Source organism: Pseudomonas sp. W2I6 (assembly GCF_030815935.1).
Lineage (GTDB): Bacteria > Pseudomonadota > Gammaproteobacteria > Pseudomonadales > Pseudomonadaceae > Aquipseudomonas.
Map to the genome: position 1 here is coordinate 3,420,318 of NZ_JAUSXJ010000001.1, position 23,388 is coordinate 3,443,705.

22 protein-coding genes are annotated in these 23,388 nt (G+C 62.8%); 7 read left to right on the forward strand and 15 right to left on the reverse strand.

What is annotated here, in order from left to right; translation table 11 throughout:
- The first annotated feature begins 80 nt into the window (after positions 1 to 80).
- Together QF039_RS15945 and QF039_RS15950 are read left to right on the forward strand one after the other, a co-directional pair.
- Positions 81 to 977 (forward strand): LysR family transcriptional regulator, encoded by an 897-nt coding sequence (locus QF039_RS15945; protein ID WP_301050656.1) that lies wholly within the window; start codon positions 81 to 83, stop codon positions 975 to 977.
- Positions 978 to 1,097: 120 nt separating this feature from the next.
- Entirely contained in the window at positions 1,098 to 1,526 is a 429-nt protein-coding gene (locus QF039_RS15950; RefSeq protein WP_177019459.1) for a hypothetical protein, read from the forward strand.
- Positions 1,527 to 1,541: 15 nt separating this feature from the next.
- Here the strand turns inward: QF039_RS15950 and QF039_RS15955 are convergent, their stop codons facing one another.
- A complete protein-coding gene (locus QF039_RS15955) occupies positions 1,542 to 2,291 on the reverse strand; it encodes an SDR family NAD(P)-dependent oxidoreductase (RefSeq protein WP_307519397.1) in 750 nt (249 codons plus the stop codon).
- A gap of 147 nt (positions 2,292 to 2,438) precedes the next feature.
- Here QF039_RS15955 and QF039_RS15960 point away from each other — a divergent pair, with 147 nt between their 5' ends.
- A complete protein-coding gene (locus QF039_RS15960; protein WP_177022736.1) occupies positions 2,439 to 3,308 on the forward strand; it encodes an AraC family transcriptional regulator in 870 nt (289 codons plus the stop codon).
- Between the two features lie 19 nt (positions 3,309 to 3,327).
- Here the strand turns inward: QF039_RS15960 and QF039_RS15965 are convergent, their stop codons facing one another.
- From QF039_RS15965 to QF039_RS15975, 3 genes are read right to left on the reverse strand one after another with little or no spacing between them, the layout of a single operon-like run.
- Positions 3,328 to 4,305 carry a trans-acting enoyl reductase family protein gene (locus tag QF039_RS15965; protein ID WP_177019462.1) on the reverse strand — a complete coding sequence of 326 codons (978 nt, stop codon included), beginning with the start codon at positions 4,303 to 4,305 and terminating at the stop codon, positions 3,328 to 3,330.
- Positions 4,302 to 4,703 (reverse strand): VOC family protein, encoded by a 402-nt coding sequence (locus QF039_RS15970; protein ID WP_177036027.1) that lies wholly within the window; start codon positions 4,701 to 4,703, stop codon positions 4,302 to 4,304. The genes QF039_RS15965 and QF039_RS15970 overlap by 4 nt, the downstream gene beginning before the upstream one ends.
- Positions 4,704 to 4,719: 16 nt before the next feature.
- Positions 4,720 to 5,463, reverse strand: a complete 744-nt coding sequence (locus QF039_RS15975) for an SDR family NAD(P)-dependent oxidoreductase (RefSeq protein WP_307519400.1) — start codon at positions 5,461 to 5,463, stop codon at positions 4,720 to 4,722.
- Between the two features lie 139 nt (positions 5,464 to 5,602).
- Here QF039_RS15975 and QF039_RS15980 point away from each other — a divergent pair, with 139 nt between their 5' ends.
- Together QF039_RS15980 and potE are read left to right on the forward strand one after the other, a co-directional pair.
- Positions 5,603 to 6,499 carry an AraC family transcriptional regulator gene (locus tag QF039_RS15980; RefSeq protein ID WP_307519402.1) on the forward strand — a complete coding sequence of 299 codons (897 nt, stop codon included), beginning with the start codon at positions 5,603 to 5,605 and terminating at the stop codon, positions 6,497 to 6,499.
- Between the two features lie 49 nt (positions 6,500 to 6,548).
- Positions 6,549 to 7,865, forward strand: coding sequence for a putrescine-ornithine antiporter (potE, locus tag QF039_RS15985; protein ID WP_307519404.1), 1,317 nt, complete (start codon positions 6,549 to 6,551; stop codon positions 7,863 to 7,865).
- Between the two features lie 716 nt (positions 7,866 to 8,581).
- Here the strand turns inward: potE and QF039_RS15990 are convergent.
- The 11 genes from QF039_RS15990 to QF039_RS16040 all read right to left on the reverse strand — a co-directional run bounded on the left by QF039_RS15990 (position 8,582) and on the right by QF039_RS16040 (position 19,642).
- Positions 8,582 to 9,559 (reverse strand): LysR family transcriptional regulator, encoded by a 978-nt coding sequence (locus QF039_RS15990; RefSeq protein ID WP_307519406.1) that lies wholly within the window; start codon positions 9,557 to 9,559, stop codon positions 8,582 to 8,584.
- Positions 9,560 to 9,610: 51 nt separating this feature from the next.
- On the reverse strand, positions 9,611 to 10,546 hold the full coding sequence (locus QF039_RS15995; RefSeq protein ID WP_307519408.1) for a peptidylprolyl isomerase: 936 nt from the start codon (positions 10,544 to 10,546) through the stop codon (positions 9,611 to 9,613).
- Positions 10,543 to 11,031 carry a YbjN domain-containing protein gene (locus QF039_RS16000; RefSeq protein WP_177019718.1) on the reverse strand — a complete coding sequence of 163 codons (489 nt, stop codon included), beginning with the start codon at positions 11,029 to 11,031 and terminating at the stop codon, positions 10,543 to 10,545. Before QF039_RS16000 ends, QF039_RS15995 begins: the two co-directional genes overlap by 4 nt.
- Positions 11,032 to 11,051: 20 nt before the next feature.
- Positions 11,052 to 11,678: a hypothetical protein gene (locus QF039_RS16005; RefSeq protein ID WP_008430322.1), complete on the reverse strand. Its 627-nt coding sequence runs from the start codon at positions 11,676 to 11,678 to the stop codon at positions 11,052 to 11,054.
- A gap of 17 nt (positions 11,679 to 11,695) precedes the next feature.
- The gene (locus QF039_RS16010; RefSeq protein ID WP_307519411.1) at positions 11,696 to 13,393 is read right to left on the reverse strand and encodes a putative porin; all 1,698 of its coding nucleotides are present in this window, start codon (positions 13,391 to 13,393) and stop codon (positions 11,696 to 11,698) included.
- Positions 13,394 to 13,434: 41 nt separating this feature from the next.
- Positions 13,435 to 14,142, reverse strand: coding sequence for an energy transducer TonB (locus QF039_RS16015; protein ID WP_177021673.1), 708 nt, complete (start codon positions 14,140 to 14,142; stop codon positions 13,435 to 13,437).
- Between the two features lie 3 nt (positions 14,143 to 14,145).
- Positions 14,146 to 14,571 carry a biopolymer transporter ExbD gene (locus QF039_RS16020; protein ID WP_003211540.1) on the reverse strand — a complete coding sequence of 142 codons (426 nt, stop codon included), beginning with the start codon at positions 14,569 to 14,571 and terminating at the stop codon, positions 14,146 to 14,148.
- A gap of 11 nt (positions 14,572 to 14,582) precedes the next feature.
- The gene (locus tag QF039_RS16025) at positions 14,583 to 16,382 is read right to left on the reverse strand and encodes a DUF2341 domain-containing protein (protein WP_003211542.1); all 1,800 of its coding nucleotides are present in this window, start codon (positions 16,380 to 16,382) and stop codon (positions 14,583 to 14,585) included.
- 24 nt (positions 16,383 to 16,406) lie between these two features.
- Complete coding sequence (locus tag QF039_RS16030) at positions 16,407 to 18,005, reverse strand: ShlB/FhaC/HecB family hemolysin secretion/activation protein (RefSeq protein WP_307519415.1); 1,599 nt, start codon at positions 18,003 to 18,005, stop codon at positions 16,407 to 16,409.
- Between the two features lie 59 nt (positions 18,006 to 18,064).
- A complete protein-coding gene (locus QF039_RS16035) occupies positions 18,065 to 18,658 on the reverse strand; it encodes a transposase (protein ID WP_087694077.1) in 594 nt (197 codons plus the stop codon).
- A gap of 519 nt (positions 18,659 to 19,177) precedes the next feature.
- Positions 19,178 to 19,642 (reverse strand): Lrp/AsnC family transcriptional regulator, encoded by a 465-nt coding sequence (locus QF039_RS16040; protein WP_032899475.1) that lies wholly within the window; start codon positions 19,640 to 19,642, stop codon positions 19,178 to 19,180.
- 159 nt (positions 19,643 to 19,801) lie between these two features.
- Here QF039_RS16040 and QF039_RS16045 point away from each other — a divergent pair, with 159 nt between their 5' ends.
- Positions 19,802 to 21,628 (forward strand): tyrosinase family protein, encoded by a 1,827-nt coding sequence (locus QF039_RS16045; protein WP_307519417.1) that lies wholly within the window; start codon positions 19,802 to 19,804, stop codon positions 21,626 to 21,628.
- Positions 21,625 to 23,361, forward strand: coding sequence for a hypothetical protein (locus QF039_RS16050; RefSeq protein ID WP_102606333.1), 1,737 nt, complete (start codon positions 21,625 to 21,627; stop codon positions 23,359 to 23,361). Before QF039_RS16045 ends, QF039_RS16050 begins: the two co-directional genes overlap by 4 nt.
- The last annotated feature ends 27 nt before the right edge of the window (positions 23,362 to 23,388 follow it).

The following is a 23,388-nucleotide window of genomic DNA, read 5'->3' on the forward strand; positions in this document are numbered from 1 at the left end:
ATGGATATACGAAAAACACTGCCCGCCGGCGCTGCTATATTGCGCGCCTGTGCCTGATGTCATCCCCGGAGCCACTCTGCATGCTGCGCACCAACCTCAACGAGATGCTGATCTTCATGGCGGTGGTCGATGGCGCCAGCTTCGTCGCCGGTGGCCAGGCGATGGGCCTGACGCGCTCGGCCGCCGGCAAAGCCGTGGCGCGCCTGGAGGACAGCCTTGGTGTGCGCCTGTTGAACCGCACCACCCGCACCTTGAGCCTCACCGACGAAGGCCGCGCGCTGTATGACCAGGGGCTGGAGATCCTCGCCGCAGTGGACAACGCCCAAAGCCGCATCGGCCAGCCCACCGGGGTACCGCGCGGTTTATTGCGGCTTACAGTGCCCGATGCGTTCGGGCGCAAGGTGTTGCTGCCGTTGTTGAAGAAATACCTGCACGCCTGGCCCGAGGTGCAGGTGGAAGTCAGTTTCAGCGACCGCACCGCCGATATCGTCGAGGACGGCTTCGACCTGGCCATCCGCATCGGCAGCGCCAACACCGACCGCCAACTGGTTTCCCGGGTGGTCGCTCGTTATCAGGCGCTGCTGTGCGCCGCACCGGACTATCTCGCCGAGCACGGCATGCCCCGGGACATGGACGCCCTCGCCCACCACGACTGCCTGTATTTCAGCAGCCGCACGCGCAAGCAAAGCTGGCGCTTTCGCGAAGCGGACGGCACCTGGGTCAAGGCGTACGGGCGCAGCCGCCTGCGCCTGGACAGCGGCGAAGCACTGCGCGACGCTGCCGTGTCCGGGCTGGGCATCGCCTTGCTGCCGGACTTCGTGGTGGCCGAGGACCTGGCTGCCGGGCGCCTGGTACAGGTGCTGCCCGACCTGGACGCCGGGGACGTGGAGATCCTGGCGATGTACCCGAGCAAACGCTTCCTGGAGCCTCGGGTACGGCGCTTTATCGACCTGATGGTGGATGAGCTGGCGGGCTGATCACCGTAACAAGGGCATTGGCGAATGAACGTCCCCACTGAGGCGACCGAAAACTACCCGCCCACGCCCTTCGGCTGGTATCGTGCCGCCCTTGAAAAAACCGCTGCGAGGAAATGGACCTTGAACACTGACGAAAAAATGACCGGGGACCTGTTCGAGGTGGACAAACGCCTGTCACTCAAGCCCGTGGTGGACTTCAACAACTACCTGCGCAGCGCTTTCGGCGATGGCCCCTGCACCTGCATCCGCTGCGTCGCCAGCGAGGGCAGCGAGGCCGGCTACGAGTTTCAGCACACCTTCGATTTCGACGGCAAAAAAACCCACCGCCGCTTCGCCTCCACCGCCGGCAGCGACGTGCTGCTGATACTGAAGAAAGCCTGGTTGTCTTACACCAAGGCCGAGCTGCCGTTGAGCGGCGCGCTGGGGCTGGACACGGTGAAAGAGTTTGTCGAGCCGCAATTGCACAAGCGCGTGGCACCGCTGTTGCTGGCCAGTGGGTTGGTCAAGGATATGGAAGGTGAATGGCGGATGCAGCCGCAGGCCGCCTGATCCGCCCTGCGTTGATCAGTAACCCACGCCACGCACCCCACCCGAAACGCGAATGGATTCGCCGGTGACCCAATGGGCGTCGTCGGACGCCAGGAACACCGCAACCGGCGCGATATCATCCGGCTCGCCAAAGCGCCCCAGCGGCGTGCCCGCGATAAGCTGCTGGCCAAATTCACCGGCAAAATTGCCGGCGGTGGCCGGCGTATTTGTATGCCCCGGAAGGATCGAATTGACCCGGATCCCCTTCGGCCCCAGTTCACGCGCCAAGGCGAAGGTCAGCGTATCCACCGCGCCTTTGGTCGCCGAGTAGACGCTGGAGGCCAGGTAGGGATCGGTGCTGAGGATCGAGCTGATATTAATGATGCTGCCCCCTTGGCCAAACAACTTGACGGCTTCCCGAGCAGCCAGGAGATACCCCAGTACATTGAGGTTGAACTGGCGATGGAACGCCTCTTCGGTCAAGTCCTCGATCATCTGGAACACCGCGACACCGGCATTATTGACCAGGATGTCCAGGCGACCATATTCGCTTCTGATGGTGCCGAATAGTTGAATCACGTCGGCTGCCAGGCTCATGTCGGCCCGAACACTCATTGCGTTGCCGCCGTCGGCCTGGATCTGCGCCACCACCCCATCGGCCTCGGCTTTGCTGGATGAATAGTTGACCACCACCGTGGCCCCCGCTGCGCCCAGTGCCTTTGCGATACCTGCGCCGATGCCTTTTGAGGCGCCGGTAACAACTGCGATTTTTCCGTCGAGCTTCATGATGTGACCTTCCAAAGGATAAGTGATACCGCTTGCCTACAGTATTCAGGCCGCAGCGGATGCAGCGGTTGCCGGTTCTTCTCCCGTGCTTGCCTATTCTTCTCGCCTGGCTTGCGTTGCCCGGCGGCGTGCCTCATGTTCAACGCCATGAACAATCAACTCGATGAACTGCGCAGCCTGGTCATGCGTGCTGGCAACCAATGGACTGATACCGGCTTGCCGCGTGTGACGATGGTGCGGGCCGAAGCCTGTGCCGATCAGGTCTACCAGCCGATGCTGCACCTGGTCCTGCAAGGTTCGAAGACCTTGTGGATAGGTGACCAGGAGCAAACCTACGGGCCCGCCAGCTATTTCGTGGTGCCCGTCGAGGTACCCGCCACCGGCCAGATTCACCCCTGCGCCCCGGGGCTGCCTTATCTGGCTCTGAGCCTGACCCTGGACCACAACGTGATCGCCACGCTATTGGCCGACGAGATCGAAACCGGCGAGCGCACGACCGACAGTTGCTTTGCCGCCGTACCTGCACCCGCCGAGCTGATCGATGCCTGGCTGCGCATGCTGCGGCTGATGGACCGGCCCAGCGAAGTTGCGGTATTGGCGCCGATGATCGAGCGGGAGATTCTGTTTCGGGTCTTGCAGGGCCCGCTACGGGCAACGTTACTGGACATGGCCCGTCCCGACGGCCGCCTGGCGCAGATCCGCCGCGCGACCGAGTGGATTCGCCAGCATTTCAATCAACCCTTTCGCGTTGAGCCATTGGCCGCCATGTCCGACATGAGCGTCGCGGCGTTCTATCGGCACTTCAAAGCCATTACGGCCATGACCCCGATTCAGTACCAGAAACGCCTGCGCCTGCTCAGGGCACGCTGGTTGCTGCTGTTCGACACCAAGGATGCAGCGTCGATTGCATTCAGCGTCGGTTATGAAAGCGCCTCACAGTTCAGCCGCGAATATGCCCGGCTATTTGGCTTGCCGCCGGGGCGTGATGCCGCCAGGTTCAAGGCGCCTGGCGGGTGACGAGGGTCCGGTGATTGGCTTACACGTCAATAATCGTGGTACCCGCGATGGTTTCGGCAAACCCCATACCCAACACTCGCCCCGGCGTTGCGAACCCCGGTTGGCGTTCACCGGCCAACACCCGGCGTGCCGCCTCCACCGCCGCCAATGGCGTGTAGGTGTAGCCGTTGACGGTCTCGATCACCGAGCGCACCACCCGGCCATCGGCCCCTGTGACTTCTGCCACTGCCCGGGCACGATGGGCCTCACGCTGTTGAAGACTGGGGCCGTCGGGCAGTTGTGACAGGTCACCCTCGGGAAACGCATCGCCGCTGATGTGCACGAACATGGCGATATTCGGGATGCCCGTGGAATGCCACGCCGTCACCAAATCACCAAAGGACAGCGGCGCACACAGTACCGGGCCATCGCCAAAATCCATGAACTGCGGTTGTGCATCAGGGGTAGCGATGAGCTGCCCGTCCACCCGCACCAGGAGCCCCGCACCGATGATTTCACCCACGCTCAAGGCCGAGCCCCGGGACATGGGACCGGCGACCTGCAGCGCGACTTTCAGCGACTGCGGGTTCTGAACACGGCGCGCCACATGCATCGCCAGACAATCCGTCGGCACCACGTCCCAGCCAACCCCGGGCAACAGCATGACGCCTGCCTCAGCTGCACGCGCGCCCAGTTGCCTTGCCAAGCGGTAAACGTTGATTTCGGCGGTGATGTCCAGGTAGTCGACGCCTGCTGCAATACACGCCTGCATCAGCGCGCCCGCCGTCTGCGCAAACGGCCCCGCGAAGTTCAACAGCACGTCGATGCCATCCAGGGCGTCCGTTTCCAGGGTGTCCGGGCTGAATACTCGGTACGGCACACCCAGTTGCGCAGCCAGCGGTTCCAGCCGTTGGCGGTTGCGCCCGGCGATCACCAGGTCCAGCCCGTGTGCCTTGGCGTTTTCGGCCGCCATGCGTCCGGTGTAGCCCGTGGCGCCGTAGATCATTAAGGTTTTCATTGGACGTGCTGCCAGTTCTTGTAGACAAATTCCAGGCTGTAGCCGTCAGGGTCCAGCACGTTGGCCGCGTAGTAGTTCGGGTCATAGTGCAATCGTGCCCCAGGGGCTCCATTGTCGACGGCGCCCGCGTTCATCGCCGCCAGGTAAGCCGCATCGACCTCGACCCGGCTGCCGGCGACGAACCCCACATGCACCGCCCTGCCCTCGACCGCGCCCTCGCGCAACCAGAAGAAGATCCGCCCGTTCGCGCCGAACCCCTTGAGGTCCGGGTGGCCCGGCGGGCCGTCCTTGCCGTCGTAGTCGTGGCGCGTGGTGATGCCCAGCGGCGCCAGTGCGGCCTGGTAGAAATCGATGGAGCGTTGAATGTCGCTGACCGACAAAAAGATATGATCCAGCATGCTGTCGCCTCGCTCTTCAGATGATGTAGCCGCCCGCGACCTCGATCGTCTGGGCATTGATCCAGCGGCCTTCGTCAGACAGCAACATGGCGATCACACGCGCCACGTCCTCTGGCTCCCCAACCCGACCAAGGGCGGTTTGTGCAGCCAGCAGCGCTTCGAACTCATCATTGAGCCCGCCGCCCAGTTCGGTGCGGATGGCGCCTGGAGAGACGGCATTCGCACGGATCTGCCGCTCGCCAAACTCCTTGGCCATGTAACGGGTGAGTACATCCAGCGCGCCCTTGAAGGCTGCGTAAGGTGCTACGCCAGCGGTGGCGACGCGAGTTGTCGCGCTGGTGAGGTTGACGATGCAGGCGTGGGCTTGCAGCAGCGGCAACAGGGCTTGAGTCAGGAAAAACGGCCCTTTGAGGTGCACATTCAGCAGGCCGTCGAACTGAGCCACGGTGACCGATTCCAGGGGATTGAACAGTCCATAACCGGCGTTATTCACCAGGCCATTCAACCCACTCACACCCCAGGTGGCCGATAACGCCTGCTTTACCGCCTCGCCAAAACCTTGGAAGGAACTGATGTCGGCCACGTCCAATGGCAGCGCGACCGCCTTGCCGCCCGACGATACGATTCGCTGCACAACCGCTTGGGCGGCCTCTGGATGATTGTTGTAGGTCAGGATCACGCCCATGCCTTGCCGGGCACACAGTTCTGCGGTACTGGCACCAATGCCACGGCTGCCGCCGGTAATGAGGATAACGCCCATGTGTGGCTCCACTGCTTGCTCAAATGAGTCACCACAGTAGGCTTGCGCGCCTGCGCCGACGCAGCCGTTCCTGCTCGAAACCTGCCTGTTTCTGCTTTTTGCTTGCACAGGGCACACCTGGGCGCTCAGCATGCCCGGCATGAACACACAACTGATCGAACTGCGTACCCTGGCCGCCAAGGCTGAAAACCGCCGCACTGAAACCGGCATCCCGCGGGTGGCCATGGTCCAGGGCGCGATTCCCGAGCACATGCTGGCCGCGGTGTACGACCCGATGATCAACCTGATCCTGCAGGGCAGCAAATCCATGACGGTGGGTGATCGCACGCTACGATACGACCCGGCGACCTATTTCGTGATGTCCATCGAACTGCCCGCCGTGGGCACCGTGCACCCGGCGGCGACCGGCGAACCCTACCTGGCGGTCAGCCTGACCCTCAACCCGACGGTACTCGCGACGCTGCTGAGCGACTTGCCCAAACCTGCCGGGCGCTACGACCACGATGCGGGTTTTTCCGTGGCCGCCGTCACCCCCGAACTGATGGACGCCTGGCTGCGCATGCTGCGGCTGATGGGCAACCCTGAGGCGATCACAGCCCTCGCACCGGTATACGAGCGCGAGATCCTCTACCGCGTATTGCAAGGCCCCCACGGCTGGATGCTGCGTGAAATCGCCGCGCCGGACACCGCCATGGCCCGGGTGAGCCAGGCCATCCAGTGGATCCGCCGAGACTTCGCCGAACCGATCCGGGTCGAAGCCCTGGCACAGAAAGCCGCAATGAGCGTGTCGGCCTTTCACCGCCACTTCAAGGCCGTCACCAACCTGAGCCCGTTGCAGTACCAGAAGCGCGTGCGCCTGCTACAGGCGCGCACGCTGATGGTGGGCGGCGCCAGGAACGTCACCAGCGCCGCCTTCGAAGTCGGCTATGAAAGCGCCACCCAGTTCAGCCGCGATTACGCCCGGGTGTTCGGCCTGCCACCGGCTCGCGATGCCGCGCGAATCCTCGGAGAAAACCGGAGCCCGAAGGCACGCTGACCACAACGTGCTAGCCTGCCATCGCACGCCCCACGACAAGGAGTTGCCGATGGCCGAGCCAAGCAAAAAGATGAGCCTGATGGGCCTGACCACCCTGGTGGCGATCAACATGATGGGCTCGGGCATCATCATGCTGCCCGCCAGCATGGCGCAATTGGGTGCGATTTCGCTGCTGTCGTGGCTGATCACCGCCGTGGGCTCGATGGCGATCGCGTACTGTTTTGCCCAGTGCGGCCTCTTCTGCACCCGCACCGGCGGCATGTCGGCCTACACTGAAGAGGCCCACGGCAAGTCGGGTTTCTTCCTGTGTTCGTTTCTGTATTTCCTGTCGCTGATCATCGCCAATGTGGCGATAGCGATTTCGGCGGTGGGCTACCTGTCGTCCTTCATCCCGTGGCTGGGCAGCGGCCCCATCCCCTTGTTCATCGGCACCCTCGGGCTGATCTGGCTGACCACCGTGGCCAACTTCGGCGGGCCGCGCCTGACCGGGCGGATCGGCGTGGTCACCGTATGGGGCGTGATCATTCCCGTGGCGGGCTTGAGCGTGATCGGCTGGTTCTATTTCAAGGCCGAGGTGTTCAGCAATGCCTGGAACCCCAACCAACTGCAACTGTGGGATGCGATTGGCGCGAGTATCCCGCTGACCCTCTGGGCGTTCCTCGGCATGGAGTCCGCGGCCCAGGGCTATGACGCGGTGGAAGATCCCAAGCGCACCGTGCCGCTGGCCTGCCTGCTGGGCACCCTCGGCGCGGCGCTGGTGTATGTGCTGTCGACCACGGTGATTCAGGGCATCGTGCCCAATGCTGAACTCGCCGAGTCTTCTGCGCCGTTTGCCCTGGTGTATGCGCAGATTTTCACGCCGCTGGTGGGCGACATCATCATGGCGCTGGCGGTGGTGGCGTGTATTGGTTCGCTGTTGGGATGGCAGTTCACCTTGGCGCAAACGGCCAAGATGTCGGCGGACCAGCGTCTGTTTCCGCGGTTCTTCAGCCGGGTGAGCCGTGCCCAGGCACCCGTGTGGGGGCTGATTGCCTGTGCGGCGTTGCAGAGCTTGATTGCCCTGTCGACCGTCTCGCCCACGGCCAGTGCGCAGTTTGGCAAGTTGGTGAACCTGGCGGTGGTGACTAATTTGATTCCTTACGTCACTGCGCTGACTGGGCTGCTGGTGATGATGCACAAAGCGCGGGTGGCGGCCTCGATTTATGCACGCAATACCACGGTGTTGCTCATTGCCGTGGGGTATTCGCTGTATGCGATTTATGCGTGTGGTGAGGAGGCGGTGTTTGGTGCGACGCTGGTGTTGGCGTTTGGGTATCTGTTGTATGGGTTTTTGGCGCGGCGGTTTATTGCGGCCGGTGGTGGGTGAATATCCGTTATTTAGGTGATGGCCGCTTATGGTTCCGCTCTTACAGCGGCTCACTTTTGAAGAGCGCAAAAGTAAGCAAAACGCTCTTGCCCCACCACTCGGCACCTCGCCTAGGCTCGGTGTGCCCTCACTCCGGCTTTGGACCGTGGGCCGCCGCGATGGGCCATCCTTGGCCCAGCGCGGCTAACCCGGCGTCCTGCCGGGTTACCCACGCTCCAAAGCCTGCGTTCGGCCAGCGTGGTTTAACGGGGCGCCTAAGATCAAGATCAAAAGCAGATCAAGAGCACAGCGGCCTACCGGCCGGCTTGAGTGTTTAGAAACCAAATCAAAAGCTAAAGCGGGCACGCTCCCACAGAAAAGCTGATCTGTTTTCGCTCTGGATCTTGCTTTTGCTTTTAACACTCAAGCCGGCCGGGAGGCCGCTGTGCTTTTGCTTTTGCTTTTGATTTTGATCTGACTGCCCCAATAAGCCCGAGGCCGAACGCAGGTATTGCGGAGCGGGTAAACCGGCAGGACGCCGGTTTAGCCGCGCCGGGCCATGGATGGCCCGTCGCGGCGGCCCGCGGAGCAATGCCGGAGTGAGGGAACACCGAGCCTAGGCGAGGTGCCGACAGGCGGGGCAGAGCCCTTTGCTTACTTTGGGGCTTTTCCAAAGTGAGTCGCTGTAAGAGCGAAACCATAAGCCGCCGTTACCGAAGAAACGGATATGTACTCAATCAATCAAACCACTCCCCCCTCTCAAGAAACGTATTCCGAATCATCTCCACCACCCACCCCACCTCCTGCGGATGCCGCACCTCAGCATTCACCCCCATCCAGACCTGCCGCTGCATCCCCTCCAGAAACACCCCATCCAACGCCGTCAACCCACGATCAAAACAACTCATATACCGCGGCAACAACCCAATACACGCACTGCACCGAATCATCTCCAGCATCAGCGGATACGCTTCCACCCGCACCACCCCCGCCAGCCGCTGCTCCACCAGGCTATTCCACGGCCGCAGCGCCTCCACCTGCCGGTCCGGCTGCCACTGCACCAACATATAATCCGCAAGGTCTTCAATGCTGTCCGGCCGCACCGCCAACCGCGAATACCGCTTGGCAATATGCGGCGAATAATCCAACCGCGCCAACACCTCCGGCGCCCCAATGGCAAAACTCGGCCCCGCCCCCGGCGAATCCATCCCCGACAACCACACCACCACATCCGCATCCAGCGCCTGCAACCCCAACTCGCTGTCGATGGAAATGATCTCCAGCCGCACACTCGCATTGCGCCGCAGCAACGCAATCAAGTCGCGCCCCAAAATGTCATGCAGGACCGACTCGGCAACCGCCAACCGAATCAACGGTTGCTCCAGCACCGGCACCCGTCGTTCATGGGCCAGGGCAATCAGTTGGGCCTGCAACTGCTGCCCATCACGGCTCAGGGCCAGGACATTGCCCTGATAGCTGAACAGCGAACGCCGCAGTTGCTCTTCCAGCTGCGCCAGACGTTTACGCAATTGTGTGGCCTTGATATTCAGGCTGCGGGCCGCCTGCATGAAACACCCACACCGGGCGCTGATCAAAAAATACTGCGCCACCTCGGGTTCGATGGTGGCTGCCACGGCCAGCCAGGCCTCGCGGGACTCTGTCAGCCCGCGATAGGGCGTGGTGCCGTGGGGTACAGCCGGGTCAAGAAATACCATGGGAGACTCCCTGTCTTGTGGGTACTGTGCATCCAATGCAGTGAAACGTTTTTACTCCAGCACCTTGTTCAGCTCGGCGCCGTCGATACTCAAGGTGGCGGTATTCAGCATGCCTTCCAGGTAAGCCTTGGCGATTTGCTCCTGGCGTTGCGCACGCAAGGCCTCGGTCAGGCGGCCACGCAGTTCATCCAGCGTGGCCGTGCGCGCCGGTTGTTGCCCAATGAGTTTGAGCACGTGAAAACCCGCCGCACTCTGCACCGGCTCCGACACCCCGCCCGTCTTGAGCCGCGCCACCACACCGCGCATTTCAGGCACCAGTTGCTGCAATGGCTGCATCCCGGAATCGCCACCGCGCCGGGCGCTGTCGGGGTCCTGGGAATACTGGCTGGCCAGGGCGGCAAACTCGCCCGGCGAGGCCTGCGCCTTGCGGCTCAACTCCTGGGCCTGGCGGCGCACATTGTCGACGGTTTGCGGGTCGCTCACGGCCAGGAAAATCTGGCTGACCTGGTACAACGGCGGCGTCACCCATTGTGCCTTGCCGCTGTCATAGGCTTGCTGCAATTCGGCGGCGCTGGGGTAATCCGTCGGCACCTGGCTGACCGACAACATGTAGTCGCGAAACACGATCTGCTCGGTGGCGGCGCGGGTCTGTTGCTCCACCTCCGGGCGCTGCCGCCAGCCCTGGGCATCGGCCTGTTCAAGCACGGCCTTTTGCGCCAGGCGCGAACGCAGCCAGGTTTCCAGGGCGCTGCGGTTGCCACGCAACTGCTCGCGGGTTTCCGCCGGCAAGGCGGCCAACACCGACTTGAGTTCGGCGAGGTCGATCTGCTGGTTGCCCAGGCGCGCCACCGCCGGCCCGTCCTTCACGGCCACCGGCGCCGGCTGCTGGGCTGCGACCGGGTCACTGCCCGGCCGCAGGCTCAACCCCACCGCGACCGCCAGCACCACCAGGGCGCCAGCGCCGACCACCAGGGTTGGTTTCTTCACAGGGCAGGCGCCTCTTCACGGGCATCGACGGCAGGCGCGGCGTCGGCCTGGGCTTGAAGCTGGGCGGCTTGCTGGCTGTATTCACGCAGGTAGACGATGAATTCCTGCAGCAGGCGATCCCACAATTCCAGCTGATTGCGCAAGTACGGCGCACCCACGCCGGCGGCCACCACATCCATCTCCATCAGCAGGAACTCACCCTGCAACGACAACCGCGCAAAACGTCGGGAAGCGTTCCAGACCTGGGCCAGCCCCTCGGGCAATTCGCCCTGCACCCGCAGCGCGCAGCTGTAGGTGAAGTCCACGTAGCTGCCCTGCTCTGCCGCCGGGTTGCCCAAACGCACGGCGAAGCCGATGCCCTGACTTGCGCTGAGCAATTGCACGATGCCGTTCTGCTCGGTCTGGTTGACTCGGTAGCCGGCTTCCTGCAGCAGCTCGGTCAAGGCTTGCGGGGTCACGCTGGTGATCAGTTGTACGTCGCTCATAGGGGTCTCTTCCTTGTCGATCAATGATTAGTGACGGTCTGTGGAGCATCGAACCGATTAAGGTAAAGGCCGTCACCAAAACCCTGGGCGAGTTCCTCGAACTTGACCCGGGTGCTGCTGGCGAACGGTTGGCGGATGCTCATCACGTCGGCCACGTCGATTTTTTCGTAGGCCGTCAGCAACTGCTGGGCCACGTCGTACATCTGTTGATTCTTGACTGAACATTGCTGCACTTGTGTGTCACGTTCCGTGAGTTGCGCCTGCAAGCGTGCGCGCTCGGTTTCTTTGCCCCGGGCGATTACCAGCAAGTCTTCATAGGCTTTCTTGAACTTGCCCACCTGCTCATTGCTCGCGGCCACCTGGGCCTGGGCCTGGCTGTGCAGGCTCTGTTGCTGGCCCACCAGTTGCTCGGCCACGCCACGGGTCTTTTCCAGTTCGGCGGTCAGTTGCTTGACCTGCGCCTGGGCCTGCTTGGCCTGGGTTTCGGCGGCGATGCGTGCGGCACTGGCCTGGGCCTGCTCGCTTTGCAGCGCCTGCAACTGCTGGGTGGTGCTGCGCAGCTGAGTGCGCAGGCGCTCCTCCATGCCCTCAGCCGAAGCGCCGGTGGTAACGAGCAGTAGAAGCAGGCCGCAAATTCGCGTGTTCATGAGCTTTCTCCGGCGCATCAGAAGCGCGTGTTGAGTTCCAGTTGCATGACATCCACTTCAAACGGCGCGCCATACACTTCGGAGGCGCTGAGCCAACGGGCACTGGCGTAGATGTTCTTGTCGAGGCCGTAGTTGGCGCCGATGAAATAGCCCTTGGCGTTGGTGCCGCCGAGGTGGAACGAGGAGTCGTTGAAGCCGTCCGGCAAGGCATCCGGCTGGATGTATTTGTAGCCGGCCAGCACGTTCCAGTCGCCCTTCTTGCGCATCTCCAGCGCACTGCCGAGGGTGAACTGCACCAGCAGCGCATTGCCGCCACTTTCAAACTGGCCGTCGCTGTTGAGGTTGTTGACGATCTGGCCTTCGCTGCGCTTGAGCATCTCGCCCTTGTCGTAGGCCAGGTTGTGGATGAAGTTGGTCTGGCTGCGCAGCTTGAGGTCTTCCGGCAGCTCGCTGTCCCACGCCAGGTTGAGGTCCAGCACATTGAACTTGGACGCCAGGCCGACGAATTGCGGTTGCGGGGTCAGGCCAGGCGTTGCCGGGTTGGGGGTGATGTCTCGCAGCAGGAACACGCTGTTGCCCTTCTGCATGAAGGCCAGGCGCGTGCCATCGGTATCGCACGCCGGCTGGCCGGCCCACGGCGAGCAAGGGCTGGAGCGTTCGCCCTGGATATCGCCGAAGTGGTAGTAGGCCATCGAGCCCTTCAGGCTGTTGCTGCGGTTGATCTTCCAGTCGGCGCCGATCTGCCCGCCGAACAGCCATTTATTTTCGCTCTCGTCCTTGTCGAAGCCGTTGGTGGTGGCGGTGTCGGGGCTGTATTCCACCGGGAACGCGCCGAGGGTGCCGAACAGGCCCCAGTCGCTGTTGAGCTTGTGGTTGAAGATCGCCGCCACACCGTCGAAGTTGAGGTCGCCGGAATACATCATGTCGGTGGAATAGAACGGGTTGGCAAAACGTCCGGCGGTCAGGGTCATGTAGTCAGTGGTCTTCCAGGTGAGGTAGCCCTGGTCGAGCCAGATGTCTTTCTTGCCGAAGCCGCCGCCCAGGGTCTGGGTGGTGGACACCGGGTTGTTGTCGTTGCCGGTGCCGAGGCGGATGCCGGCGGTCCATTCCGGCGAGATCACGGCTTTCATGCCCAGGCGGGCGCGCAGGCGGAACAGGTTCTCGCGGTCTTCGCGGGTGTTGAGCAGCGGCGGCAATTTGGTGTTGGTGTTCTTGTTCACGTCGTAGGGGCCGCTGTCGTTGAGCTTGGCGTAATCGACGATTTCATTGCTGTTGTTGCCCGAGAAATAGCGCGACTCATCCCGCAGGCGAATATCGCCGTCGAAGCTGATGCGCGAGACCCACTCCGGGAAGGTGTTGGGCTGGGCCCAGTTTTCCTGCTTGGCGGTGGCCATGACCTCGGCCTTGACCTGGTCGCGAATCTGGTCGCGCACCGCGGCCGGCACGTACTGCACCCGCACATCGCCGGGGGCCGCCTCTGGGCCTGTCGCTACCGCCGTGGCGGTGCTGGCCTGGCGTGCCTGCCGGGCTTCCTTTTCAGCCTGGGCGATCAGCCCGTCGGCCTGTTCCTGCTTGAGCACACCTTGCTGCACCAGCAGGCGGATCAGGTTGATCGTGGCGTTTTCCGAAGGCGCGGCGGCGGCCGTCGCCTGGCCGACCAGGGTCGCGATGACCATGCCGACCGCCAGGGTCAATCGATTCACGTGGGAAATCATCTGCACACAACTCCTGTAGAAAACTGCAAAAAAGGGTTCGATCAATCCGGGCGCCGGCCCTTGAGGGACAGGCGTACCGGCAGGGTCATTGAGGCGGGTGTGCGTTCCTTCAGCCGCGGTGTGGCACGCAATGCGGCCAGCACCTGGGCGTCGGTGTCGGCGTCGCCGCTGGACTTGGCCAGCTCCACGCGCGTCACCTCGCCGTCTGCGCTCAGCCACAGGTCGGCCTGCACCGTGTAGGCCTTCTTGCGCAGCTCCGGGTCTTCCCGCAGCAGGCGCTGGAACACCCCGGCCAGGTACTGCTTGAACGTCCCGGTACCGAGCCCGCCACCACCGGAACCGGCCATGCCGCCGCCCTTGCCGGCACCGATGTTGAAACCGTCGGTACCGGACTGCGCGTCGCCGTCGATCTGCATCGGGTTGGCCAGGTCGTCTGCTGGCGAAGGCGGTGCCTCTTCCTCGGGCTTGACCTCGTCGGGGGTCGGCGTGGGTTCCGGCTCGGGGATTTTTTCCTGCACCTCGGGCTCCGGTTCCTTGGGTTTTTCCGGCGGCGGTGGTGGCGGTGGCGGCAACGGAATAATCGTCGGCACCTTGGGCGCTTCACGGCGCACGCCACTCATGTCATTGGCCCACTGCCAGAGAAACCAGGCAGCCACGGCGCCCAGCAGCAGGCCAATGCCCCACTTCAGCGGGCGCAATGGCGGCTTGTTCTTGAGGGGCGTCGGCGCGATCGGCATCTGTGCGGTCATGACTCAGCCCTGGCTCGGTTTGCCGGTGACCAGCCCGACCTGGGACAGCTCCAGGCGACGCAGCAGGTCGAGTACTTCGATGACCTTCTGGTACTGCACCATGGCGTCGCCGCGCACGATCACCGGGAAGTCCGGGTTCAGCGCTTTCTCGATGCGCAGGCGCTCTTCCAGCTCAGGCAAGGTCACCGGGTAAGCGTCGAGAAACACCTGGCCGCCATCGTTCACCGAGATGGCCTTGGTCTTGGCCTCGGACAGCGATACCGAAGCACTGGCCTTGGGCAGGTGGATCTGGATCCCCGAGACCTGGGCGGTGGCGGTGAGGATAAACATCACCAACACCACCATCAGCACGTCCACCAGGGGCGTGATGTTGATGCTGTCGACGGGGGCGTCATCGTCATCGTCGTGGGAGGCATTCACGGAAGCCATGCTGATTCTCCTCAGGCCGGGACGTGGGCGTGGTGGTCGCGACGGTGCGCCGCTTCACTGTGCTGGCTCTCGCCGTGCATCTCCGCCAGGCGGGTGATGAACTCGTCGACGAACACGCGCATGTCGGCGCTGACTTCCTTGTTGCGGGTAATCAGGCGGTTGTAGCCAAACAGCGCGGGGATCGCGACAAACAGGCCCATGGCCGTGGCCAGCAAGGCCGCCGCCATGCCCGGGGCGATGGCGTTGATGTTCACGTCGCCGGCCATCGCCGTGCCGAGGAACACCACCATGATCCCCAGCACGGTGCCGAGCAGGCCGATATACGGGCCCCCGGCAATCGCGTTGGAGAGGGTCGACAGCTTGGCGCCGAGTTGCTGGTTTTCCCGGGTACGCACGCCGTCCATGGAGCAGCGGATGGCTTCGATGGTGGCTGCCGAGACCGACGAGGTGTCGGCGCCCTGGGCGCGGCGAGTGCGGATTTCCTTGACCGCGACCCGGTACAGGCGCCACAGCGAGGAATGGGTCAGGCGCTCGGCCAGCAACGCGTCGTCGTAGTACATCTCCAGGCGCGTACCGATCTGTGCGAATTGCTCGCGGAAGATATCGTTGGCAGCACTCACGCGACTGACCTGGCGGTTCTTGCGGAGCATGATGAACCACGACTGGAACATCATCCCCACCAGCACCAGGATGATCACCCAGGCATCCACCGGCACCGCCTTGAGCAGGAACCCCAGGCTGCCGAAGCCGAAGCCCGACTGTTCTTCATCCACGCCATAGGCCACCAGTTTCGACTCGGCGCCCTGGGCCGTGGCATCGGCCAGCAACAGGGCTGCCGGGCGCGCGACCTTGGACAAGCGCAGTTCGTCCATGGCCCCGGTAAACGGCAGGTGCCCGCCGGCGGCTTCCGGCAAATCGGCACCGATGGCCAGTGGCGAATTGAACGCCGGCATCGCCACTGCGAGGGTCGCGGTCTCACGGCCGTTGACGTACAGCGAGACCTTGTCGCCCTCGGCGGTGAACGCCAGGTGCTGCCATTGGCCGGGGTTCAGCGGCTGGGTCGAGACGCCGCGCTGGCCGTCGATTTCAATAAACGGCATGCCCTGGTTCAAGCCCAGCAACAGGCTGTGGGCGCCCTCGCGACGGGCCACCACCACTTGCTCGCCGCTGGCCTGGTCGACCCGCAACCAGGCGCTGAAAGTGAAGGCGCCGCCCGCTGCGTGTTGCAGCGACGGGCTGGCTGGCAGCAGCAACGGCTGGCCACTGAACTGCAAGGCCCGGCCGATCACGCCGTCGATGCTCGCACCGGTAGCGTTCACGGCAGTGTTGCCGTAGGCCGTGGTGTCCCGGGGCGGCGTGCCGTTGGCGCCGTCGAAGTGGTAGAGCGCGGTGTAGTTCGGGTCGAAGGTCAACTGGCCGTTGGCGGTGGCCGGCGCCTTCTGGTTGCCGTAGTACATCCACAGGTCCTGGCGCTGGCCGCCTTCGACCTTGGGCACATCGACCCAGATCAGCGCCATGCCCATCAGCGGGTCGAAGCTTTCGATCTGGTGGTTGAACACGGTCTTGTCGTCGGCGCTGACAAAGCGCAGGTCGGCGCCGTCGTCCTTGACCCCGTCAAAGCTGAAGTTGCCGGTGTGCAGGCGCACCAGCAGCGCGGTGCGGCCCAGGGCCTGGCTGATGGCTGCGCCCTGGGAGGTGGTGTCCACCGTGATCTGTTTACGGTAGTGCCAATCGTCCTGCCACCAGGCATGGGCGGTGGCCGGGAGCGCGAAGCCCAGGCAGATCAACAGGCTCAGAAATAGGCGTTGCATGTCAGGAGTCTCCGAAAAAAGGGGTCAGAAAGTCGCCTGCACACTGAAGTGCAGTCGCGAGTCCTGTTTCTGGGTATTTGGGCCTTCAAGCAGCGGGTAGCCCCAATCCAGGCTGCCGGACAACCACTTGCTCAAACTGGCGCGGGTGCCGAGGCCGACACTGGCCAGGCTGTATTCGTCTTCCTGCTCGGGCAGCGGGTCATGCAGGCGCAGGCGTGCGCCTTCGGCGAACGCGTAGAAGCGCCACTCCTGCACGTAGCTGCCGAGAAACTTGGCCAGGGACGGCGTGCGCAGCTCCTGGGACAACAGGTAGCCTTCGTCGCCGGTGCGCTCGGCGGCGAGATACCCGCGTACCGACGTAGCACCGCCGGCGGAATATTGCTCGTTGGACACCAGCGGCCCCGAGGCCAGCTGGAAGCCGGCCTTGGACGCCGACTGCCAGTCGTTGCCGAAGGTGTAGGTGTAATTCAGGTCACCCTTGAGCACCGCAAAACTCGGGCTGGCCTTGTCACGCTTGTACTGGAACTCCTCGGCGTCGCTGCCGTAGCCGAAGAACGCGCGGGTACCCACCACCAGGCTCAAGCCCAGCCCCAATTGCGACTGCTCGGTGTAGCGGTAGCCGTTGTAGCCAAAGGTCAGCGGTGCGTACTTCAGCGGGATATCGTCCGTACTGCCGCCAAACTTCATCTGCTCCTTGAAGTCCTTGAAGTCGACCCCGGCAGAGAACGAATTGGCCCAATTGCCACTGGCCGGCAGGCTGTAGATCGCCGACACGCCGTAGGAATGGCCCTTGCCCAACACGTTGCTGCCGCCGATGGTGGCGATGTTGCTGTCGGACTGATAACCGGAGAACTGCAGGCTCCAGCGATCAGTCAGCGGCGCGGTGTAGGAGCCCAACCAGACCTTGGCGTTGTCGCTGTCCTGGGGCGCGGTGAAGTAGGTCAGGGAAATGCTGTGGCCCAGTTGCCAGAGGTTGTCGTAACCCAGGGTCGCGACGCTGCGCAGCTCCTTGGTGTCGGCGCTGTAGTCGTTGTTCAGGCCGAGGCTGGCGTGCCAGGGGTTCTGGTCTTCCACCTGCAGGTCGACGTCCATGGTGCCGGGGCGCTGGCCTTCGCGGACCAGCGGCGTGACCTGCCGCCCGGCGCTGCGATTGAGGCCGGCGAGTTGGGTTTGCACGCTGGTGAAATCCGGAACCGCGCCCTCCTTCAAGCCGGGTACTTCGTCGCGGATTTCCACCGGCGAATAGTGCTTGGCGCCGACCACGCGGACGCGCCCGACCTTGGTTTCGCTGACCTGCAGGTAGACGATTCCGTCATCGACCTTCTGCTCCGGCAGTTCGACGAACACCGATTGATAGCCGCGTGCCTGATAGATCTTCTGCAAGGCATCCCGGGCGCCTTCGATGTCGGCGAGGGTCTTTTGCGGGCCGAGAAACGGGTACACCGCCTCTTCGATCGCACGAGCGTCGAGCACGGTGTTGCCGCGCACGAAGTACTCGTTGACGTCCACCAGCCGTGCCGGAGGCTCGGGCTGGGTGCCCTGCTCTTCGGCCTGTAGCGGTTGCGCCAGTGCACCCAGCGTCAGCCAGCACAGCGCCAGCGTTGATTTGAACAGATGCTCCACACCGCCCCCTGGTCTACTAAGAATGATTGCCGTCGCCGTTTGCCCGGCGTTTGGCCCGTTCAATTGCTGGATATCGAGGTGTTGCCATGCCGGGCGAGCCAGGTGTGCAGCAGGGCGAAGTTCAGGGAGAACTCCGGCATGTGCAGCAAGGCGCCACAGAACACTTCACCAATGATTTTCTGGATCAACTGCACCGCCTGCGGGTTGTTCAGGAACGTGGCGATGTCGCGTTGCAGGAGGTTGATGCCCCAGACTTTCTGGTTCAGGTCGAGGCCGACGAACCAGCGGAACAGCAGGTTGTAGTTGAGTTGTTCGTGCAGTTGCTGTTCGTTGGGGACTGAGTACAGGAGTTGCAGCAGCAGGATCTGCAAGACGGTCTGGGGGGCGATCTGGGTGCCGGGTTGGGCCTGGAGCAGGTCGCGGTGGAGGTCGAGGATGTCGTCGATCTGCGGGCGCAACAAGACCAGCGAATGGCCTGCGGGGATGTAGCTGGAGACTTCCTTGAGCGCGCCTTGCCAGTCGTCCTGGGAGACGATCCATACCCACGGTGCGCCATAGCGGTAGACCGAGACCGGTTTTTTGCGTGCGGCTTCGACGATCTTTGACAGGCGCTGGTCGAGCTCCTGCATGCCGACTTTCGAGTAACGTTCCATAGTTCCCATTCGCCCCACTCCTGGCATCCTGCTTGCGGCTCTGACGTCGCCTTTTTTGGCGGTGTTGAGCGCGTTACATAGCCAAGACGGGGGTCGCTGGGGACTACCGAACTTTTGTCATAAAAGCTTCTTTTTTGGGGCGGGGTGAGGTGGGCATATCCGTTGCTGCGGTCAGGGCTGGTATTGGTTCCGCTCTTACAGCGGCTCACTTTTGGAGTGTTGTGAAGCAAAATCAAAAGCTAAAGCGGGCACGGTTCAAATGTGGGAGCTGGCTTGCCTGCGATGGCATCGCCTCGGTGTATCTGAAAAACCGAGTTGTCTGCATCGCAGGCAAGCCAGCTCCCACAGAAAAGCAGAACCACGGAGTGCGGGCATGCCGAGCCTAGGCGAGGCACCGAGTGGTGGGGCAGAGACCTTTTGGTTACTTTTGGCTGGGCCGGCATTCCGGGCGTTTGCCAAAAGTGACCCGCTGTAAGAGCGGAACCATAAGCGGCCGTTACCGAAGAAACGGAGATGTACTCAAACCAAAGACCCCGGCAACGGCAACTCATAAGACTTCTTAACCGTCCTGACCACCAAAGTAGACGAATAAGTACGAATCGGAATATCCCGATAAATCTCTAAAAACCGATAGATATAATCAGTGTACTCAGTGGCATCCCGAAACTTCGCCACCATCACAAAATCAAACTCCCCGGTCAGCAGATAACAGTCCTGAATCTCCGGATGACTCGCCAGGATATGCTGCATCTTGCGGTCGATATCATTGCTGTCCCTATCAAGCTTGATCAGGAAGAACGCCGTAACCTGAATCCCAAGCTTGCGCTCATCCAGCACCGCCACCTTGGCCTTGATGATCCCGACACTCTCCAACCGCCTGATACGCCGGTAACAACTGGTTGAAGACAGCCCGACACTGTCACTCAACAACTCCAGACTCTGACTGCAATCCCTTTGCAATTTCCCCAGAATCTTCAAATCCATGGCATCTGTCATTTTTTCCATATCTTCCTTGAAAAAACTGCAATGAATCCACCGTAAACACCCACCAATTTGCACAAATCCTGCGCGGTGGCGCACTAACATCAATCCAGCTTAGCAGCCCAGCCAAATCAGGCACCGGGGCCGCATGAGAGGGATCTTATGATAGTCGCGAAACCGACATGGGCCACCGATATCCACGGCCTATTCAGCGCCCCCTACTGGATCCCCCAAGAGCAACGCGCCGCCGTCGCCGCCTCCTGGGTGGGCTGCATGAACGCCTACTTCGTATTCCTCGAAGACCCCGCCTCCGTCAAGACCTGGTCCGAAACCATCTACCAGCACCTGGCCTCCCGCAGCATGCCGCTGACCCTCGACCAGCAGCAGTTCTGGCCCATCGACGCGCTGGAAACCTTCAGGCTGTGGGTCAACCAGGGCTGGCGCCTCACTCCCGCCTCACCGTTCGACGAGGCAGAACGCATTCCCCCACCCGACCTGCCCCACCCGGTCAAACGCGTGCGCCAGGACATTCGCGCACTGACACAGGAACAACTGAACCTGTACCGCTCACGCCTCGATGACGTAATGCAGGTGGCCAACGCCGACAGCGGCTCCCCGTGGCAGCGTTACGCCTATATCCACACCAACTGGTGCCTGCATTACCAGGAAGCGTTTGCCCTGTGGCACCGGGCCTATCTGCTGTACCTGGAAGCGCTGATCGACTGCCCCATTCCCTACTGGGACTGGATGGCCGAAGACGCCAGTGTCGACGGCAGCCCCCAGGCCGGCTTGCCCCAGGCGTTTCTCGATGAAACCTACGTGCACCCGCACACCGGCGAGGTTCGCCCTAATCCGTTGCGCTACGCCGCTGCCAAGGACGGTTGTTCGAAGGTCTGTGAAAAGGCCAGGGTACCCGGTGTGGACTGCCGCTTCGTGCAACGCAACCCGCTGTTCTACACCCAGGGCGAGACGCAGCGCGTCGAACGCACCCAGTTGTACGGCATGAGCCGGATTTTCCAGCAACAGGTGGTCGATGCCCTGAAGTTCAACACCTTCAGCCAGCCCCAGGGCGTGCCAGGTTATCCCTGGGCGAACATCCCGGTGTTTGATCCCCCCCAGGAAGATGACCTGTACCCCAACCGCGCGCTGAATTTCGACGGGCTCTACGAGCAGCCCCACGACAACTATCACGGCTGGATCGGCGGCGACATGGCCGACAACGCCTACACCGCGTTCGACCCGGTGTTCAGCTCCTACCACGCCAATATCGACCGGATGCTGGAGGTCTGGATCCGCGCCCACCCGGCAGCGCAGTACACCACCCAGTGCCTGCTCCAGCCGTTTGCCGGCAGCGAGGCCGACGATGTCACCTTCACCAGTGCCGACGCCTGGCGCTACACCACCCTGGGGGACATGGCCCAGGACAGTCGGCATATCGGCTATGACTACGGTGTGCCCGTCGCCCCGCCCTTTGGCACCCGCCGCCCGGTCGCAAAAGCCTGCTGCCAGCAAAGTTCGACGCCGATGCAAGCGCAGGAACAAACCGCAAGCCTGGGCCCGTGGGTGGTGTTCGACCATGTGCGCTGCACCCACGACACCTACCTGATCGACGTATTCCTCAACCAGCCCGACGCCACGCCGCAGCAGGTGAGCGCCGACAATCCGCACTATGTCGGGCGCTTCAGTCGCATCGGCATGGGCCTGGTGGATGACAAGGGCCGCTGCATCACCCATGGCGTGTCACGCGCGCTGAATGCCGCGCGCACTGCTGCCGCATTGAACCTTCGCCCCACTGACACCACGCAGTTATCCGTGGTGGTGACCCATCTCGATAGTGCCCGGGTGTTGACGCCGCAAGAGTACGCGCCGCTGCCTGGCTTTATCGCCCAACTGGTGTGGGACGACCCGCGCCAAACCGTCGCCGGCCCTGCTCCCAGTGCCGGTTGCTGCTCCGTTTCCACCACAACAACACCTGGAGAATCGACATGAGCACACCCTTCAAACAATTCACCTCTCCCGCCGGGCAAGCTCCCAAGGACTACAACAAGCTGGGCCTGGAAAACCAGTTGCCGCAGTTTGAAACCGACTGGAACAACGACCTCACCGGCTGGACCCAGTCTGCGATCATCGGCAACCCGTGGTCGGGCCTCAATGACGCGCCGCGCTCGGGCTATTACAACCCACTGGTGGAAGGCTACGGCCCCACCACGCCGCCGGCGATTACCTGGGCGCCCTTCCCCAATCGGCTGTGGACGTTTTTCTACAACAACGGCACGGCGGTGATTCCACAGTTGGGCGGCAAGGCCATGTCCATGCAACAGGTGATGGAGCTGACCGACAACGGCCAGATTACGATCAACAACACCCTGTACATGCTCTACGACCCGAACAAGCAAGGCACCCTGCTGCAACTGCCCGTCACTCGCTGCCCGAGCATCGACTGGCAAGGCAAGTACAAGGATTTCTCGCCTTCGGGCCCCCGTGGCTGGCTTGACGAATATTGCGAGTGGTCCATCGTGCGTGATGCCGACGGCAACATGCGCAAGATCACCTTCACTTGCGAAAACCCGGCGTATTTCCTGGCCATGTGGCGCATCGATCCGACTGCTGTACTGGGGCTGTATCGCGACTACATCGACCCACAGGTGCAACTCGAAGACCTGTACCTGCGCTACACCGCCGACTGCCCGACCGGTAAGGCCGGCGACCCGGTCATCGACCCCACCACCGGTCAACCGGCCTACGACACCGTCAACAAATGGAACGCCGGCACCGCCTGTGTGCCTGGCCAGTACGGCGGCGCGATGCACCTGACCTCCGGCCCCAACACCCTGAGCGCCGAGGTGTACCTGGCTGCCGCGGCGACCATCCTGCGGCCATTGAGCAGCAGCCAGAATTCCCAGGCGTTGATCTGCTGCGCGCAATACGGGCAGAACTACCGCAACTCCGATCCGCATATCGGTTTCTCGGCCAACAGCGTGGCAGTGAATAACCGGCTGTCGCTGACCAACCCCATCGGCCTGTACCTGCAACAACCCACCGACTTCTCGGCGTGGAAAGGCCCCCAGGGCCAGGACGTCAGCCAGTACTGGAAAATCACCCGTGGCACCGCCAAGTCCGCCGCCAACGGCTCCGACCAGATTCTGCAAGCGGTGTTTGAAGTGCCGGTCAGCGCCGGGTTTTCGATCAACGACATCACCATCAGCGGCCAGCCGATCGACTACGTGTGGGTGATTGCCCAGCAGTTGCTGGTGGGCCTGAGTGTGACAACCACGCCCATCAGCCCGACGCCGGATTCCTGCCCGTGCGTGACGGACCGGGTCAACGGCGTGCAACCCTGGCCGGTACAGCTGCTGCCGCTGGACCTGTTCTACGGGCAGTCACCCACCGACCTGCCGGCCTGGCTGGCACCCGGCACCAGCGGGCAGTTTGCCCTGGTGGTGCAAGGCGCCGACCTCAAGACCACCGCCGAGACGGCGCGGGTGCAATTCTCCAATCCTGGGGTGACGGCGCAGGTCACAAAGTTCCTGCCGGATGCCTCGGCCATCCCCGGGCAAACCAACTCCGGTGGCACCCAGGGCTACCTGCTGACCATCACCGTAAGCCCCACTGCCGCACCGGGGCTGGTGACAGTGCGCGCCCTCAACCCGGGCGAAGCCGATAACCCCAGCGCGGCGGAACACCCATGGGAATCCGGATTGGCGCTGGTGCCTGGCGCCTGACTGATACAGCCCATCAGCCGCACCCAC